Consider the following 18,046-nt stretch of genomic DNA (forward strand, 5'->3'; position numbering starts at 1 on the left):
AGGACACGGACATTGCATTGGTGGACACTCAGCCCTGAAGAATGGACGGCGATCCGGCTCAGCCTGTGGGTCTCCTCCATCGCCATGCTTGCCAGCCTGCCTTTCGGTATTGCGGTCGCCGTGGCGTTGGCGCGCGGCCGCTTCTGGGGAAAGTCGCTGCTGAACGGCATCGTTCACCTGCCACTCATTCTGCCGCCCGTCGTCACAGGTTATCTTCTGCTCGTCCTGTTCGGCCGCAGGGGCGCGATCGGACAATTTCTCGACAGCTGGTTCGGTCTCGTCTTTTCGTTTCGCTGGACGGGAGCAGCGCTCGCTTGCGCCGTCATGGCTTTTCCGCTGATGGTGCGCTCCATCCGCCTTTCCGTCGAAGCGGTGGACCGCAAACTGGAGGAGGCAGCGGAAACCTTGGGCGCAAGTCCGCTCTGGGTCTTCCTCACGGTTACGCTTCCCCTCACATTGCCCGGCATCATCGCCGGCATGATTCTCGCTTTCGCAAAGGCGATGGGCGAATTCGGCGCGACTATCACCTTCGTTTCCAACATCCCAGGTGAAACGCAGACGCTCTCAGCCGCCATCTATACCTTCACCCAGGTTCCGGGCGGAGACGCCGGCGCATTGCGGCTGACCGTCGTCTCCGTCGTGATCTCCATGCTCGCCCTGCTCGTCTCGGAGTTTCTGGCGCGCATCATCGGCAAACGGGTGAGCATGGAATGACCCTTTCAGTCACCACCCGCCATCGCCTCGGGTCATTCGAGCTCAATGCGTCCTTCACCTCAGAAGGCGGCGTTACCGCCCTGTTCGGTCGGTCCGGTTCTGGCAAGACGTCGATCATCCGCATCATCGCTGGCCTTCTGCGGCCGGACGAAGGTGAAGTCACGTTGGATGGGGAGGTTTTTGCCAACAGCAGAAAGCGGCTGTTTCTGCCGGCCCATAGACGCCGGTTCGGCTATGTTTTTCAAGAGCCGCGGCTCTTTCCCCATCTCAGCGTTGCGCAAAATCTGCAGTACGGCAAATGGTTCACCAAAGACAAATCCAAGGTGGCGCAGGAAGGTCCTGTCGTCGACATGCTCGGCATTCGCCATTTGTTGCATCGACGTCCGGACAAACTCTCGGGCGGTGAAAAACAGCGTATCGCTATCGGCCGCGCCCTGCTTTCTTCTCCAAGGCTGCTGCTGATGGACGAACCGCTTGCCTCTCTGGACGAGCAGCGGAAGGCCGAGATTATTCCCTATCTCGAACGGCTGCGCGACGAGACAAAAATCCCCATCATCTATGTCAGCCATTCCATCCAGGAGGTCGCCCGCCTTGCAGACCGCATCATCGTGATGAAAGACGGCAAGGTGGAAGCGCAGGGCATAGCGGCAGACGTGCTGGCGAGACCGGATTTCAGCACCCACCTCGAAAGGCGCGAGGCAGGCAGCATTCTCTCCGGGCAGATTGAGAGCTTCGACGAGCGGCATGAACTCGCCGCCGTACGGTTAAAGACCATGCTGCTTCATGTTCCGGCAAAAAAGGGAATGTCCGGCAGCCCCGCGCGGGTTTTGATACCGGCACGCGATGTGATGCTGGCAACCGTCAAACCCGAGGGGCTTAGCGCCCTCAACATTCTCGAAGGCCACGTCGCGACGGTCTCTCTCAGCGAAGACGGCATGATGACGGTTCAGGTGGATTGCGGCGGCGATCTCATACAGTCGCGCATCACAGCCCTCTCCCATGAGCGGCTGCAACTGGAACCGGGAAAACCGGTGCATTTGATCATAAAGTCGGCGGCTCTCAATCCCTATTGACGGCCGCATCGGGATTGCGGTTTTTCTCCAGCCAGTCAATATCCGCGCGCAACGCGTCGGCGATCCGCTTTTCCATGCCACGATACCGATCCAGCAACTCGGTTCCGAAAGCCGTCAGCGACGCGCCGCCACCCTGTTTTCCACCGCGTTGTGATTCGATGACCGGCTGCGCGAACATACGGTTGAGCGCATCCACCAACAACCATGCGCGACGATAGGACATATCCATTGCCCGCCCGGCGGCGGAAATGGACCCGGTTTCGGCAATGAGCGCCATCAACTCGATTTTGCCATGCCCGAGACGGTCCCCGGGTGGAAAGTCGATACGGAAAACGGGTTTCAGGGGGGAGCGGGCTTCACTCATCGGTCGACCTCAGCCCATGAAGATCACGATAGGCTTTTTGCGCCCCCTCCACCGGCAGGGCTGTCGCCTCATAGACGCCGCGCGCCACTGCCCTCGCCATGGTGAGCGTGGCGAGGTGGCAAAGCTCGGCGAAACGAATGCCGCCTTCGAGCGGTTTTTCCCCGGTCGCCGCTGCAAACATGGTGTCGCCGTCACTCGGCAAATGGGCGGGAAGCACGGCGCGGGCCAGCCCGTCATGCGCCATAATGGAAAGGCGATGCGCCTGCGCTTTCGTGAGTACGGCATCCGTCACGACCGCGCCAATGGTCGTTGCCGTGAGGTTGACGCCCTTCAGGCGCAAGGCGGTATCGTCCGGTTCAAAGCTTTGCGGAAACCCGCTTCCGCCAAACTCCCCAGACACTTCAAACGGCGCCGACCAGAAGTGGCGGCTCGCGCCAAGGGTTGCCGAGCCAAGCGCGTTGACGGCGACAATAGCTGCCACTTTATAACCGCTGGAACTGATAGCACTTGCCGAGCCGAGCCCTCCCTTGAAGGTCGCGGTCGTCGCCCCGGTTCCGGCGCCGACCGTCCCGAGTTCGAAAGGCGCCGCACGCGCCGCCTTGAAAGCGGCATATCCCATCTCGCGATAGGGCGAATGCACTCCCCAATTTTTGTCGCCGCCGTTCAGCAGATCCATGAGGATCGCCTGTGGCGCGATGGGTACGCGGGTAGAACCCACCTGAAGTCCGCGGCCGATCTCCCGCAGCCCGGCCTGAACACCGCCTGCCGCATCCAACCCAAAGGCCGAGCCGCCCGACAGCACGAAGGCATCCACCGTTTCCACCGTCATCGCCGGATCGAGCAGGCCGATATCACGCCCGCCCGGCGCGCCGCCCAAAACAGAACCCGAGGCAATGACCGGCTTTTCGAAAACAATCGCCGTCACCCCGGAGCCAAGGGAAAGATCGGTGACATTGCCGACCGAAACACCTGAAATATCCGTCAGAAGATTGGTGAGTAGCGTCATACCGTTTCCCTTTTCTCCCGGTATCTCGCCACCATCTGACGCTGTCAACGCCAAACGTCACGTGCTTGATGTCGACCCCGAACGATAATCAGGAAAAAACCGCTGTCCCAATAACAGGTGTCGAAGGAACGGCCATATCCCGTGGCTCCAGCGGAGTGGCGAGGTATGCCTGATGGCCGGCCTCAATTGCGCGGGCGAAAGCCTTGGCCATGCCGACCGGGTCTCCTGCACCCGCCACCGCCGTGTTCAAGAGAACGGCATCGTAGCCAAGCTCCATGACAGTGACGGCGTGAGACGGCCGACCAATGCCGGCATCGACAATCAGAGGCACATCAGGAAAACGCGCCCGCATCGACTTCAGCGCCATCAGATTGAGCGGCCCCATGGCGCTGCCGATTGGCGCGCACCAGGGCATCAGCACCTGGCATCCCGCCTCCAGCAGCTTTTCCGCCACGACCAGGTCATCGGTCGTATAAGGAAACACCTCGAACCCTTCATCACAGAGGATTTTCGCGGCTTCGACAAGCGCAAAGACATCAGGCTGCAGCGTGTCGTGATGACCGATGACCTCCAGCTTGATCCAGTTGGTACGAAAAACCTCGCGCGCCATCTTTGCCGTCAGCACCGCTTCCTTGGCGGTGTGGCACCCGGCGGTGTTGGGCAGGATATGGCGGTCCAATTCGCGTATCAGCTCGAAAAACTGGCCGCCCTTCTTAGCCCCCGCCATTTCCCGGCGCAGCGAAATCGTCAGAATATCCGTATCGCTCGCCCGAACCGCATCCGCGAGCACGGCGGGCGATGGATAGCGCGCCGTGCCGAGGAGAAGGCGGGAAGATACCGCGCGGCCATAAAGCGTGAGCATGGTCTCAACCTCCCTGCATCGGCGAGAGGATTTCGACACGGTCGAAAGCTCTCAGCACGTAGCTGGCGCGTTCTTCCGAATGCACCAGATCGCCATTGACCGCCGTTGCCAGCCACTCGCCTTCGTAATCGAGGCGGGCAAGCAGACCAGCCAGCGTTTCAGCGGCGATATCAAGCTCGTCGCCGTTGACCAGAAGTTTCATGATCCCGTTCCTTATGAGATAGATTTTAGCAAATAATCCGCGCGACCTGCCGCGCCATCGCGGGCGAGAGCAGAAAACCGTGTCGGTGCGCGCCGTTTATGCAGATGGTCCGACCATCCTCCGTGACTTTGGGAAGATTGTCGGGATAGGCGGGACGCACGCCCGTGCCGGTCTCGATGATGCCCGCTTCCGCAAAGGCCGGATGCACGGCATAGGCGGCATTGAGACATTCCATCATCGAGCGGGCCGAAATGGCGCCCGCATCCTCCGTCTCGATCATCGTCGCACCCACCATGAAACGCCCCGGCTCGCGCGGCACGATGTAAAGCGGAATGCGCGGATGCAGCAGGCGGACGGGACGGGAAAGCGAAACCTCCGACGTGGCGAGGTAGAGCATCTCTCCCCGCACGCCGCGAAGGTTGGGAATTTCTCCCACTGCCGCAGATCCGGTGCAATCTACCACTCGGTCGAACCGCTGTTCATCCACCGAAACGCCCATATGAAACAGCACCCCCATTCCGCAAAGCTGCTCGTAGAGTGACTGCAGTGCAAGGCGCGGATCGAGATGCCCCTCATCCGCAAAGTAGAGCCCTGATCGGAAGCGACCGGCAAGATCGGGCTCCAGATCGGCGATTTCGGCCTCATTCACCGAGCGATAGCCGCTCGTCCTGGATGCGAAACGAGAAAGCTCCGCTTTGTCACGAGCGGGCGCGATGACCAGCGTTCCGTTGCGAACCACCAGACCGGGTGTCGCGTCATCCCACCAGCCAAGCGCGGCCTTGCCCAGCGTCAGAACCCGTTCTTCCGCGCTTTCGCGCTCACACCAGGGCGCCAGCATGCCGCCCGCATAAAACGACGCCCCGCGAAAAGGCGCGGCAGCGCGCTCAGACACCGCGACAACAACGCCCCTCCGCGCCAGTTCGAAGGCCGCCGTCAAACCGGCGACCCCCGTTCCCTTGACGAGAACACGCATTTACTCGGCGCTCGCGGGAGTCGGAAGCGGCATGTAAAGCTCGCCGCCTTCCTTGAAACGTGCGGCCATGGCCTCCAGCCCCTCCTTCTGCGCCTCAGCGCGGATATCGTGGGAAATGCGCATAGAGCAGAATTTCGGTCCGCACATGGAGCAGAAATGCGCGACCTTATGCGCTTCCTTCGGCAGGGTCTCATCGTGGAAGGACCGCGCCGTATCGGGATCGAGCGACAGGTTGAACTGATCCTCCCAGCGGAACTCAAACCTTGCGCGGGACAGCGCGTCGTCCCGCACCTGTGCGGCGGGATGGCCCTTGGCGAGATCGGCGGCGTGGGCGGCGATCTTATAGGTGATGACACCGACCTTCACGTCGTTACGATCAGGCAGGCCAAGATGTTCCTTCGGCGTAACATAGCAGAGCATCGCGGTACCGAACCAGCCGATCATCGCCGCGCCGATGCCGGATGTGATGTGATCGTAACCCGGCGCAATGTCCGTGGTCAGCGGTCCCAGCGTATAGAAGGGCGCCTCACCGCAGGTCTTCAGCTGTTTGTCCATATTCTCCTTGATCTTGTGCATCGGTACATGGCCGGGGCCTTCGATCATCACCTGGCAATCCTTGGCCCAGGCGACCTGCGTCAACTCGCCCAGCGTTTCCAGCTCGGCGAACTGCGCAGCGTCATTGGCGTCGGCGATCGAGCCGGGACGCAGGCCATCGCCCAGTGAGAAGGAGACATCGTAAGCACGGCAGATGTCGCAAATCTCCTCGAAATGCTCATAGAGGAAGCTTTCCTTGTGGTGATGCAGACACCACTTGGCCATGATCGAGCCGCCGCGCGAAACGATGCCCGTGACACGGTTAACGGTCAGCGGAATGTAGTGCAGCCGCACGCCGGCATGGATGGTGAAATAATCCACGCCCTGCTCCGCCTGCTCGATCAGCGTATCGCGAAACACCTCCCAGGTGAGATCCTCGGCAATGCCGTTGACCTTCTCCAGCGCCTGATAAAGCGGCACGGTTCCGATCGGCACCGGCGAATTGCGGATGATCCATTCGCGGATATTGTGAATGTTGCGGCCAGTCGACAGGTCCATGACGGTATCCGCACCCCAGCGGATCGCCCACACCATCTTCTCAACCTCTTCCGCCATGGAGGAGGTGACGGCGGAATTGCCGATATTGGCGTTGATCTTGACGAGAAAATTGCGGCCGATGATCATCGGCTCAAGTTCCGGGTGATTGATGTTCGCAGGGATAATGGCGCGGCCGGCCGCCACCTCCTGACGCACGAACTCCGCCGTGACATAATCAGGAATATGCGCGCCGAAACTCTCGCCGTCACGAGCGAGCTTCTCCTTCGCTGCCTCGCGCCCGAGATTTTCGCGAATGGCGATGAATTCCATTTCCGGCGTGATAATGCCGGCCCTGGCATAGGCAAGTTGCGTCACCGCCTTGCCCGCGGTTGCTCTCAGCGGCTGATGACGCACGGCAAATTCAGGCGTCAGGCGCTCGCCGGTAGCAAAACCGTTGTCCTCCGGCTTGACGTGCCGTCCCTCATAAGCCTCGACATCGCCGCGTGCGACGATCCACTCGTGGCGCAGGCGCGGCAGACCTTTTTCGATCAGGACAGGATGGGAGGGATCGGTATAGGGACCCGAGGAATCATAGACAGTGACCGGCGGTTCGCCGGCCGTCGGGTGCACGGCGATCTCGCGCATCGGCACGCGGATTTGCGGATGCAAAACGCCCGGCTTGTGGATTTTCGCGGAAGCGGCATGCGGCCCGGTTGTGACGGAAAGAGGGATGGTCTTGGCAGCGATATTCATCTTGAGGCTCCAAAGTTTGACAGTGGAGACCCAGTTCGAGCCGGAATGATGGAAAATACCTGGGTGCCGACACGAAACGCCATGCGCCCGCCCGCCTTCAGGTCTTTGCACCGTCCCTACGCCAGTATGAACTGGATCAGGTTCAACGGGTCACTGCGCATGAAAGCAGAATCTCAGCCCCTTGACGGGACACCCCTGGTGAATGGCGACAGGAAAAAACACCCCCGGCCTTTTGTCAAGACCACGATCCGCGCTTGGCAAAGATGCCCAAATGGCGCATTCTTCCGTTAGTTGCAATTAACCTATTGGCTTAGGCGAATATTATCGTTTGCGTCGTAACGATAAGCACAAACCATCCTGATGTGAGATTCATGGGAGATACGTCTGAATGAACGCGACTATACGTGAAATACTGGCGAAATTCGGCCAGCTTCCAAGCCCCGTCGATACGATTGCAGATGACGCCGATCTTTACGCGGCTGGCCTTTCTTCCTTTGCTTCCGTGCAATTGATGCTGGGAATAGAAGAGGCATTCGACATCGAGTTTCCGGATAACCTGCTGAACCGCAAGTCATTTGCCAGCATCAAGGCCATTGAAGACACCGTTAAGCTTATTCTGGATGGTAAAGAGGCAGCCTGATGAACGTGACCGTCGCGCCGCAGGATAACACGCTGTCCGCGCGCGCGGGCCGTGTCGCAATCGTAGCAGCCAAGCATGCGGATGACGTCGATGTTGCCGGTCGGTTTCCACAGGAAGCCATCGACGCATTGCGTACAGAGCGATTGCTCGGCATCCAGATACCCTCTCCTCTCGGCGGCGAAGGCGCGAGCCTTCAGGAGATCGCCAATATCTGTGCCCGGCTCGGCCAGGCCTGTTCAGCGACGGCGATGATCTTCGCCATGCACCACATCAAACTTTCCAGTCTCGTGGAACACGGGGTGGACAGCGCCTGGCACACCAGCTTCATGCGCCGGGTGGCCGGTGAGCAACTGCTGCTCGCCTCGGCCACCACTGAAGGCGGCATCGGCGGCAACCTGCGCAATTCGATCTGCGCGATTGAGGTCGAAGGCGACAGCTGCCAGCTGGAAAAGGATGCGACCGTTATCTCCTATGGCAGCAATGCCGACGCGATCCTCATCACCTCGCGCGCCCACAAGGAGGCAGCGCCCGCCGATCAGGTGATGACCGTCTTCCTGAAAAACCAGTACACGCTCGAAAAAACCCATACCTGGGACACGCTCGGCATGCGCGGCACCTGTTCGGACGGCTTCCTGTTTCGCGGGCAAGCGCCGGCAGCACAGATTTTCCCCAAGCCCTTCGCGGAAATCGCTGCACAATCCATGCTTGCAAGTTCGCATCTGCTGTGGAGCGCCGTCTGGTACGGTATTGCCTCCGACGCGGTGCTGCGCGCCCAGTCCTTCGTCAGGGCCGCAGCCCGCAAGTCGCCCGGCACCGCCCCTCCCGGCGCTATTCGCCTTGCGGAGGTTTCCAGCAAGCTGCAGGTGGTGAAGTCCAACGTCATCGCTGGCGTCAAGGCCTATGAGGACACCAAGAGCGACCCGGAAAAGCTGATGTCCATGGCTTTTGCCGTCGCCATGAACAACGTGAAAATCTGCTCTTCGGAAACCATTCTTGAAATCATCGATCACGCCATGCTGGTCTGCGGCATCATGGGCTACAAGAACGGCACGCCCTATAGCCTTGGCCGACACCTGCGCGACGCGCATTCCGCCCGCCTGATGATTTCCAACGACCGCATTCTCGGCAATTCCGCCAACCTCCTGCTGGTTCACAAGCAGGACACGAGCCTTTTGGGATAAGACCATGGACATGCAAACATCGTTCCTCGATCGACTGTTCGAAGAAGGCCTGCTGATTGAAACGGGTGTGGATGGTCTTTATGGCCGTAGTGGCCAGTTTGAGGACGTCATTGCCGCATTCGAGCGGCTGATCGACCGAACCGGTGGTGCCGACGGTGCCGAGGCCATCCGTTTTCCGCCCGGCATCAACCGCGCATATTTCGAAAAAAGCGGTTACATGAAGAGCTTCCCGCAGCTTGCCGGCACGGTCCATTCCTTCTGCGGCTGCGAACTGGATCATGTCAGCCTGCTGAAAACCATGGATGAGGGAGGCGATTGGACCAAGGACCAGAAAGCAACCGACATCGTGCTGACGCCAGCAGCCTGCTATCCGCTTTACCCGACAATCGCCAAGCGCGGCGCGCTTCCCGCCGGCGGCGGTCTCTATGACATCCAGTCCTATTGCTTCCGCCACGAGCCCTCCAGAGACCCCGCGCGCCAGCAGCTTTTCCGCATGCGCGAATATGTTTGCATGGGCACCGAGGCGAACGTCACCGAATTCCGCCAGACCTGGATGGATCGCGGCGTGGAGATGATGAAGGCGCTCGGCCTTGAGGTCACCATCGATATCGCCAACGATCCCTTCTTCGGCCGCGCCGGCAAGATGCTCGCCAACAACCAGCGCGACCAGAACCTGAAATTCGAACTGCTGATCCCCGTGACATCAACGACCAACCCGACGGCCTGCATGAGCTTCAATTACCATCAGGATGCCTTCGGCCAGAAATGGGGCCTCAATCTCGCAAACGGCGAGGTCGCGCATACTGCCTGCGTCGGCTTCGGGCTTGAGCGCATCGCGCTCGCACTGTTTGCCCATCACGGCCTGGACGTGAAGGCATGGCCTGCGCCTGTCCGGGAAACGCTCTGGGGCTGATCATTCATGCGGCAGATTTTTCCCGGTCTCGACCCAAGAAACTATGTGCAGCATCCGCTCCATTCCTCCGAGAGAATGTGGCCGGAGACCAATTGCTACATCGATTTGTGGATCGAGGTGCTGGCCTCGAAGGGCTTGGCCCCGGAAGCCATGTTCGGGTTCACCCTGACGCAGGATTTCGAAGGCGACCAGTTCACCTTTTTCAAGGTGCCGTTGGAGGATCTGGAGGCGATTTATGGCGTCCGCGCCACCGAGCTTGCGATCTTCGACACAGTGGAAAACCACATCGAGGCGCAACTGGAACGCGGCCGCATTTGCCTCATCGAGATGGACAGCTTCTACATGCCCGACACCCATGGAGTGGGCTACCGGAAAGAACACGGCAAGACCACCATCGCCATCAACCGGCTTGATCTCGACAAGCGGGAGCTGGACTACTTCCACAATGCCGGCTTCTTCCACCTCTCTGGCGAAGACTTCGACGGGTTGTTCCAGCATCATCTCACGGAGACGGACCCGCCCTTCCTGCCCTATACGGAATTTGCGAAATTCGCGGACAATAATCCTTCGCCGGCGCATAGTCGAAAGACTGCCCAACGGCTGCTGAATTTTCATTTCACAAGGCGGCCCTCGACCAATCCGGTAAGGGCATTCGCAAAGGTATTTCCGACCCAGGTTGAAAAGGTCGCCGACCGGCCTTTCGGTTTTTTCCACAAATATGCCTTTAACACGCTGCGCCAGCTTGGCGCCAATTTCGAATTGTTGGCAAGCCATCTCGAGTGGCTGGATAAGGACGACTATGCAGCAGCGAGGGACCACGCCCTGCGCATAGCCGAAGTCGCCAAGACCGTGCAGTTCCAGCTCGCGCGCGCCGTCACGCGCCGCAAGTTCGATGCGCTGGCTTCAGTGCTCGATCCGGCCGCCGATGCCTGGGATGGCCTGATGAAATGCCTTGGCAAAAAACTGACCGATGCCAGCGAGGCAGCGTGAGGATTTACCTGCCGGGCGAAAGCGAAGAGCTGCTGAGCGAGGGCTGGACGCTGACGCTGACATCGGCCGATGCCTTTGAGACCCCATCCGATATTCCCGCGTCGATCGAAAGCCTTCATGTCTCCGTTCCAGGGACCGTGGCGCAAGCCTTGGAAACGGCCGGAAAATTCGACCGCCTTGCTCCACATCCCCTCAATGACATGGATGCCTGGTATCGGCTGACGATGATTTCAGGCACCCGTGAACGGGCCACCCTTCGCTTCGATGGTCTTTCCACCATCGCTGAAATCTTCCTGAACGGTGAGTTGATTGCCGCTGGCCAAAGTATGTTCGAAAGGCTGGAAGTGCCCGTCGAACTGACAGGCGCCGACGAGCTTGCGATCTGCTTCCGGGCGCTTGCCCCCCGGCTTGAGAAAACCGGTCCCCGCGCCCGCTGGCGGCCGCAGATGATGAATAGCCAGGGGTTGCGGCTGGTCCGCACCACCGCGCTGGGTTACATGCCTGGCTGGTGCCCGGAAATCCACGCCGCCGGTCCGTGGCGGCCCATCAGCCTGATACGGCAGAACGCCGTACTCTCAACGCTCCAGTCTTCGCTCCAGGACGACGGAACGGGAATACTCCGCATCACACTGCAAACGCAACGCCCGATAGAAACGGCAAAGCTCGTCTGCGCCGGTTGCAGCGTCGATCTCTCTGCGGACGAAAGCGGCAAGCTTTCGGGAGAACTGCGGCTGCCCGAGGTCGAACGTTGGTGGCCGCACACTCACGCCCAACCGGCTTTGCATGACGTTATCGTCGAGCTGGATGGCACACAACATCATCTCGGCCGAACCGGTTTCCGGCAGATCGAAATCGATCGGGGCGACGACGGCAATGGTTTTGGCCTGAAGGTCAACGGTCAACCCATCTTCTGCCGAGGCGCGGTCTGGACGACGGCCGACATTGTACGCCTCCCCGGCACGAGGCAGGATTATGAGCCCTGGCTCAGGAAAGCAGCCGAGGCAGGCATGAACATGATCCGCATCGGCGGAACCATGGCCTATGAGACGCCGGATTTTTTCGCGCTTTGCGACGAACTCGGCATCATGGTCTGGCAGGATGCGATGCTCGCCAATTTCGACTATCCGGCAAAAGACGAGAGCCTGCGCCAGCATATCGTCACGGAAATCGCGCAGTTCCTGGAAGCCACCGCACTTTCCCCATCGCTTGCCGTTTTCTGCGGCGGCAGTGAAATATATCAGCAGGGCGCGATGCTCGGCCTGCCGGAACAGATATGGAAGGGAATGCTGACCGAGGACGTGCTGCCAAGCCTCCTCGCAGAAAAACGGCCGGACGCAGCCTATGTTGCAAACTCGCCCTCCGGCGGTGCATTGCCTTTCTTCCCCAATGCCGGCGTTGGCCACTATTACGGCGTCGGCGCATATTGCCGGCCGCTGGAAGATGCCCGCCGGGCAAATCTGCGCTTTGCCGGCGAATGTCTCGCCTTCTCCAACATCCCCGAACAGCAGACGTTGGACAGATATCTTCCCGGCGTCGCCGTGCATGATGCACGGTGGAAGGCGCGCACACCGCGCGACCGTGGCGCCTCCTGGGATTTCGAGGATGTCCGCGATCACTATCTGAAGCTGCTTTATGACGTTGAACCTGATGTCCTGCGCCGCGAAGACGGCGGCCTTTATCTCGACATGTCCCGGGCCGCGACGGCAGAGGTCATGGAGGCGACTTTCGCCGAATGGCGGCGCAGCGGTTCCTCCTGTCAGGGCGCTCTGGTCTGGACATTGCAGGACCTCGTTCCCGGTGCGGGCTGGGGCATCATCGATGCCTTGGGCAGGCCGAAGTCGGTGTGGCACGCCCTGAAAAGGGCATTTCGCCCCATTCAGGTCAATCTGCTCGATGAAGGCACCAATGGGCTCGATATTCAACTCATCAACGAGACCGGCAAGGCCGTCGAGGCCATGCTCGAACTAACCTGCCTGCGGGAGGGCACCCAGCCCGTCGTTCATGCCAAGCGGTCGATTACGCTGCTACCGCGACAGAGCGAGACCGTTGCTGCGACCGACCTGTTCGGCGCCTTCTTCGACACGACCTATGCCTATCGCTTCGGCCCGCCGTCCCATGACGTCACGGTTGCCAGACTTCGCGATGTCGCGACCGGACAGATCCTTGCCGATGCATTCCATTTTCCGCTCGGCCGCAAGAAGGCGCTGCATGCCGCAAACATTCAGGTCACGCTCAGTGAGACGAGCGGCAGCTGGCACATCGACATCGGAACAGACAGGCTGGCGCAATCCGTCCACATTGCGGCGGACGGTTACCACGCCAGCGAAAACTGGTTCCACCTCGCCCCGGGCGAAACCAGAAGAATAGGCCTCGTGCCGGATATAGCGACAGTCGGAAGCCCTCCATCAGGAGAGGTGATGTCACTGGGCTCCAGCCGCCGGTTTTCCTTCTAGGGCGAGCCGCCTCACCGCATCAATGAACGTTGCCTTGGCTTCCGGCGTCGACAGGTTGTGGTCGGCGTCGGGAATGATCGTCAGCGATACATTCTGATAGACGGATAGCCCCCTGCCATCGGCATTGAAATAATACTGGAAGTGCTCCAGACCGTCATCGTTTTCGCTGTAGAGCAGATGAACGGCGGTATTGTTCGCTTTCAATCTGTCGAAAGCACCATAAACGGCGCGCCCTTCCTCGCTGCCCCGGCGGAAAAGCCTCGCGGTTTTTGTCGAAAGTCGCTTGAGCGTCGCCTTGACGATGTTCAGCCCGGCGCTCACCACGTCGACGTCGCCGCTGATGAGGCGCTTGAACGTCGCACCCTGTCGAAAACGCTGGCTGTATTCCCCAAAGGACCGGGGCCGCTTATGCAGCGCCTCGTCCACAGAGCGGCCCTTGCGCCAATGGAAAACAACCGGATTGACGGATACCACAGCGCTGATCCGGTCATCGGCAATCGCGCCGTTGAAGGCGAGATAAGCACCGCTGCACCGTCCCGCCGCAATGATCGGCCCATTGGACCGCTTGCTGAGAAAATCGAGCGCGGCAGACACATCGTCATTCTGCGCGACATCGTAAAGAACCTGCTCGGGCACATTTTTGACGGGAGGGCTGTCAGCAATATTGGCCGCGTCGAAGCGAAGCGATGCCACACCCTCCGTCGCGAGGGCGCGGGCCATCTGCACGGAGAGCCTGCCCCACCCCGCGTGGCGATCATAAGCAGCGCCAAGCAGGAGAACCGAGGATACCGCTTCGCCATTTTCAGGCCCGCAAAAGACGCCGAAGAGTCGACCGCCTTCGCCAAATTGTACCGGTTGCTCGATGAAACCCCGACCGAGTTGTGGCGCATTGAGCACGATGTCTTCACCGACTTGGAAAGTGCTCGAAACATGGGCCTGAGACAGAATCCAGTTAACCAGCCGGTTCACCACATCGCCAGATATTTTTGAAAGCGTCGGGCTTGAGACAAGATCATCGTAGCCTGCAAAAGCGGCCTCCTCCACCGAACCGCCGATAGCCCGAAGATGCCTTGCGAAATCCGCATCGGTCACACGACCGGGTCGCGAAAGGACCAGAAGTGCACCTGCCGGAGCGGTGGTCAGATTGGAAAGATTGGTCTTCCTGATCGCATCCGCTACACCCATGGGCATAACCATGCCGGCGATTGAGCCGGCGTCGGTCATTCGTTGCTGAGGCAAAAGACCCAAACCGTCATCGATCATGGATGACCACATCGCCACCTCACGCAGATACGCGCGGCCGGAAACGACGGGTCCCAAAAGCGCCATCGCGCTTACGTCGGCCGAGGTGGCAAACGCCTCTGATGCGATCATGCAGCCTAGTCCCTGCGCCACAACCACGACCTTGGCGCATCCCGAAATGCGTTTCAGATGAGTCAGCGCCGCGCGCGCGTCAGCAATCCAGTCTGCCGCGCGGCCCGCATCGTCAGGATCAAGGGCATCACCCGCGCCAAGATAGTCGAAGCGCAGGCTTGCAACGCCGCGCGCCGACAGCCTCTCGGCCAGAACACGCTGGAACTTGCGGCTGCACAGCTCCTCCATACCCCAGGGACTGACGAAAAGAACAGCGTGGTCCTGCCTCACATCCCCGGGGGCGGGATGAAAAATTCCGGTCAGCCCGCCAAAAGACACGGGATGCGCAACCGCCCCATCCGCAGCGACGCCCGAGAGCAACAATGAATCGAAAGAACGGTCGCTGCCTGCATGCTCTGAAATATCTATCGCCATCGACCTTGCCATCGTTGCGCCAGTGTCCGGCTCAACCGTTACGGGATCATCATATCGGAGCATCACAGTGCCTGTTCTACAATAAAAACAACAATATTAGCGAAATCTAAAAATACAGTCTCATTTATATCGCCTACGCCCGCATGTTGCAAAAGCAAACGCAGGAAAGGCACAGAAGTCACGCCAGTTCCGCTATTTTGCTCGAAACCGCTTGAATATGCTGATAAATAGCGAGTCTCATTCCCATTTGCAGGAGGAGGTTGCGCCCCCCGCCACCGGATCGTCTAGACACCGCGCAAACCAACACGCCGGGCCTCGCCCGACAGGTCATAGAAGTTTTACATGGAACAAAGCCTTACGCGTTATATCTGGTCGCACACAAAGCGGCAGCAGCTTTTTATTCTGCTGATCGTGGCCCTGTCCATGATCCCCTATTTCCTGGCATTCGACCTGCCCAAACAGATCGTTAACGGTCCTATTCAGGGCGACGGGTTCGAAGGCGCGAATGCAACGCAGCTCTTCATGCATCTCACGGTGGATATTCCCTATTGGGGCACCGTGACCTTGTTTCCGGGCCTTGAGCTCAACCGCATGTCGATGCTGATGGCGCTCAGCCTCACGTTCCTTGCGCTTGTCATCATCAACGGCCTCTTCAAATATTACATCAACACCTACAAGGGCCGGCTTGGTGAACGGCTTCTGCGGCGTATCCGCTTTGAGCTCATCGACAAGATTTTGCGGTTCCCGCCTTCCCACTTCAAGCGGGTCAAGGGAGCGGAAATCTCCAGCATGGTGAAGGACGAGGTGGAGCCGCTCGGCGGCTTTACCGGCGACGCCTTCGTCCAGCCGGCGCTTCTCGGCGGTCAGGCGCTGTCCGCGCTGTTCTTCATTCTCGTCCAGAATTTCTGGCTGGGCCTGATCGCAGCTTTCATGGCGGCGATCCAGGTCGGCATCATTCCGAAAATGCGCCGCCGCCTGATCGAACTCGGCCGCCAGCGGCAGCTGAGTGCGCGTCAGCTTGCCGGACGCATCGGCGAAATGGTTGACGGTATCGGCACGATCCATGCCTATGACACGTCCAATTACGAGCGCGCGGATGCTTCCCATCGCCTCGGCGATATCTTCAAGATCCGCTACGATCTCTACCAGTGGAAGTTTCTGGTCAAGTTCATCAATAACTTCCTTGCCCAGCTTACCCCCTTTTTCTTCTATGCGCTCGGAGGCTATCTCACCCTCAAAGGCAGCCTCGACGTCGGCCAGCTCGTCGCCGTCATCAATGCCTATAAGGAACTTCCCGGCCCTCTGAAGGAACTGATCGACTGGGATCAGGCCCGGCAGGACGTGCAGGTGAAATACGAGCAGGTCTTCGAACAGTTCGATGCGCCGAACATGATCGATGAGAAGGTGCAGAAACTCTCGCCGGGCGCCGTCGCGGCCATCAGCGCACCGCTCGTCGTCGCCAATCTGACGCTGGAAGACGATAGCGGCAGCCGCCTTCTGGAGCAGGCTTCGCTGAAGATCGAGCCGGGCGAGGTGATCGCGATCGTCGGCGGGTCCGGAGCCGAGGCGCTTGCGGATGCGATCGGCCGCACGCTCTGGCCGATATCGGGCAAGATCAGCCTCAATGACGTCGACATCCTAGAACTGCCGGAATCGCTGACGGGGCGACGGATTTCCTACGTGTCGTCGGACAGCTATTTCTTCCACGCCAGCCTGAAGGATAATCTGCTTTACGGCCTGAAACACGCGCCTCTCTCGGACAAGGAGTATGAGGGCGCCGCACTGGAACACCGCAAGTGGGAAATCCGAGAGGCGAAGATGGCGGGAAATCCGCTGATCGATATCAACAGTGAATGGATCGACTACGCCTCGAGCCCCGCAGGTGACGGCCGCCCGGAAAATCTGATCCAGGCCATTCTAGACGTACTCGACAGCGTCGAACTCTCCCAGGATATTCTGGAGTTTGCCCTGCGCTCCTCAATCGATCCTCTAACGGACCTGCATCTTGCCGCCCGTATCGTGGAGCTGCGGCATGTGCTGCGTGCCGAACTGGAAAAGGAAAACCTGAGCGGCCTTATCGCTCCCTTCGAACTGGAGAGCTACAATAGCGAGGCGACGGTCGGTGAAAACTTGCTGTTCGGCACCATGCGCGACTCGTCGCAATCCATCAGGACCGTTATCGAAAGCGATTATTTCCGCTCGCTGATGCGTGAAACGGGGCTCGTCAAAACCCTGTTCGAAATGGGGTACACGATTGCGGAAAACATCGTGGAAATCTTCGCCGACCTGCCGGGAGACCACCCGTTCTTCCAGCAGCTGACTTTCATGACGCCGGATGACATTCCGGTCTATCAGCAGATGCTGCAACGTCTTCAGAGCCGCAGTTTCGACGAGGCCAATGAAAACGAAAAACGGGCGATGCTGCGGCTCAGCTTCTTCTACATCGAACCTCGCCAGCGTTTTGGTCTTCTGACGCCTGAGATCATGAACAGGATTGTCGAGGTCCGGCACATGTTCCATGAGAACCTGCCCGACAGCCTGAAAAACGTGATCGAAATTTACGATCCAACCAAATACATGAGCGCGACCAGCCTTCTGGACAACATCCTCTTCGGCAAGGTCAGCCACCGTTACACCGACGCCTCGCGCCGCATCACCCGGATCGTGGCCGATGTGATGCGCAAACAGGGCGTTTACGAGCGGGTGCTGGCCGTCGGTCTCGATTTCAACCTCGGCGCCGGTGGCAAGCGGCTCGGACCACTCCAGCGCCAGAAGCTAAATCTTGCAAGGGCGCTTATCCGCAAATCCGACTACTACGTCTTCAACCGCCCTCTCCCGGGGCTCGACCCAAGACAGCAGGAAGAAATCGTCGAACGCGTCATCACACTCCTGAAACAGAACAACAATAATCCGGCGATCATCTGGGTTCTGTCGAACGCGCATCTGTCACGCCTGTTCGAGCGGATCATCGTTGTGCACCAGGGGTCGATAACGGCTGACGGAAGTTTCGAGACTTTGGCCGAGGAAAACGGTACATTCAAGGAAATGGTCGCGACATAACGT

Annotated in this window: 15 protein-coding genes and 1 riboswitch; of the genes, 8 read left to right on the plus strand and 7 right to left on the minus strand. The window is 59.5% G+C overall.

The features are described from left to right. Nucleotides 1–12: 12 nt before the first annotated feature. Together modB and modC are read left to right on the plus strand one after the other, a co-directional pair. Nucleotides 13–714, plus strand: a complete 702-nt coding sequence (gene modB, locus FS804_RS23595) for a molybdate ABC transporter permease subunit (protein WP_144579219.1) — start codon at nt 13–15, stop codon at nt 712–714. After that, on the plus strand, nt 711–1,787 hold the full coding sequence (gene modC / locus FS804_RS23600; RefSeq protein WP_144579220.1) for a molybdenum ABC transporter ATP-binding protein: 1,077 nt from the start codon (nt 711–713) through the stop codon (nt 1,785–1,787). Before modB ends, modC begins: the two co-directional genes overlap by 4 nt. Here the strand turns inward: modC and FS804_RS23605 are convergent. The 6 genes from FS804_RS23605 to thiC form a co-directional block, all read right to left on the minus strand. Further along, nucleotides 1,774–2,151 carry a winged helix-turn-helix domain-containing protein gene (locus FS804_RS23605; protein WP_144579221.1) on the minus strand — a complete coding sequence of 126 codons (378 nt, stop codon included), beginning with the start codon at nt 2,149–2,151 and terminating at the stop codon, nt 1,774–1,776. The genes modC and FS804_RS23605 overlap by 14 nt on opposite strands. After that, nucleotides 2,144–3,157 carry a P1 family peptidase gene (locus FS804_RS23610; protein WP_144579222.1) on the minus strand — a complete coding sequence of 338 codons (1,014 nt, stop codon included), beginning with the start codon at nt 3,155–3,157 and terminating at the stop codon, nt 2,144–2,146. The genes FS804_RS23605 and FS804_RS23610 overlap by 8 nt, the downstream gene beginning before the upstream one ends. An 88-nt stretch (nt 3,158–3,245) precedes the next feature. Continuing rightward, nucleotides 3,246–4,019, minus strand: a complete 774-nt coding sequence (locus tag FS804_RS23615) for a thiazole synthase (RefSeq protein WP_144579223.1) — start codon at nt 4,017–4,019, stop codon at nt 3,246–3,248. A 4-nt stretch (nt 4,020–4,023) separates the two neighbouring features. Beyond that, nucleotides 4,024–4,221 (minus strand): sulfur carrier protein ThiS, encoded by a 198-nt coding sequence (gene thiS, locus FS804_RS23620; protein WP_144579224.1) that lies wholly within the window; start codon nt 4,219–4,221, stop codon nt 4,024–4,026. Nucleotides 4,222–4,246: 25 nt separating this feature from the next. Beyond that, entirely contained in the window at nt 4,247–5,194 is a 948-nt protein-coding gene (thiO, locus tag FS804_RS23625; protein WP_144579225.1) for a glycine oxidase ThiO, read from the minus strand. Next, nucleotides 5,195–7,018 carry a phosphomethylpyrimidine synthase ThiC gene (gene thiC, locus FS804_RS23630; RefSeq protein ID WP_144579226.1) on the minus strand — a complete coding sequence of 608 codons (1,824 nt, stop codon included), beginning with the start codon at nt 7,016–7,018 and terminating at the stop codon, nt 5,195–5,197. Between the two features lie 95 nt (nt 7,019–7,113). Then, nucleotides 7,114–7,225: riboswitch (TPP riboswitch) on the minus strand. 181 nt (nt 7,226–7,406) lie between these two features. On the opposite strand from thiC, the gene FS804_RS23635 reads away from it, so the two are divergent. From FS804_RS23635 to FS804_RS23655, 5 genes are read left to right on the plus strand one after another with little or no spacing between them, the layout of a single operon-like run. Next, nucleotides 7,407–7,658 (plus strand): acyl carrier protein, encoded by a 252-nt coding sequence (locus FS804_RS23635; RefSeq protein ID WP_063948438.1) that lies wholly within the window; start codon nt 7,407–7,409, stop codon nt 7,656–7,658. Then, nucleotides 7,658–8,839 (plus strand): acyl-CoA dehydrogenase family protein, encoded by a 1,182-nt coding sequence (locus tag FS804_RS23640; RefSeq protein ID WP_144579227.1) that lies wholly within the window; start codon nt 7,658–7,660, stop codon nt 8,837–8,839. Before FS804_RS23635 ends, FS804_RS23640 begins: the two co-directional genes overlap by 1 nt. 4 nt (nt 8,840–8,843) lie before the next feature. Continuing rightward, nucleotides 8,844–9,752 (plus strand): amino acid--[acyl-carrier-protein] ligase, encoded by a 909-nt coding sequence (locus FS804_RS23645; RefSeq protein ID WP_144579228.1) that lies wholly within the window; start codon nt 8,844–8,846, stop codon nt 9,750–9,752. A 6-nt stretch (nt 9,753–9,758) separates the two neighbouring features. Beyond that, nucleotides 9,759–10,742 (plus strand): DUF1839 family protein, encoded by a 984-nt coding sequence (locus FS804_RS23650; RefSeq protein ID WP_144579229.1) that lies wholly within the window; start codon nt 9,759–9,761, stop codon nt 10,740–10,742. Then, nucleotides 10,739–13,195: a glycoside hydrolase family 2 protein gene (locus tag FS804_RS23655; protein ID WP_144579230.1), complete on the plus strand. Its 2,457-nt coding sequence runs from the start codon at nt 10,739–10,741 to the stop codon at nt 13,193–13,195. The genes FS804_RS23650 and FS804_RS23655 overlap by 4 nt, the downstream gene beginning before the upstream one ends. Here FS804_RS23655 and FS804_RS23660 read toward each other — a convergent pair. Further along, on the minus strand, nt 13,163–14,983 hold the full coding sequence (locus FS804_RS23660; protein WP_186376976.1) for an alpha/beta fold hydrolase: 1,821 nt from the start codon (nt 14,981–14,983) through the stop codon (nt 13,163–13,165). The genes FS804_RS23655 and FS804_RS23660 overlap by 33 nt on opposite strands. A 342-nt stretch (nt 14,984–15,325) precedes the next feature. Between FS804_RS23660 and FS804_RS23665 the strand changes: the two genes are divergently transcribed. Then, nucleotides 15,326–18,043 (plus strand): ABC transporter ATP-binding protein, encoded by a 2,718-nt coding sequence (locus FS804_RS23665; RefSeq protein ID WP_063948426.1) that lies wholly within the window; start codon nt 15,326–15,328, stop codon nt 18,041–18,043. The last annotated feature ends 3 nt before the right edge of the window (nt 18,044–18,046 follow it).

It is taken from the genome of Agrobacterium sp. DE0009 (assembly GCF_007680755.1).
GTDB lineage: Bacteria > Pseudomonadota > Alphaproteobacteria > Rhizobiales > Rhizobiaceae > Agrobacterium > Agrobacterium tumefaciens_B.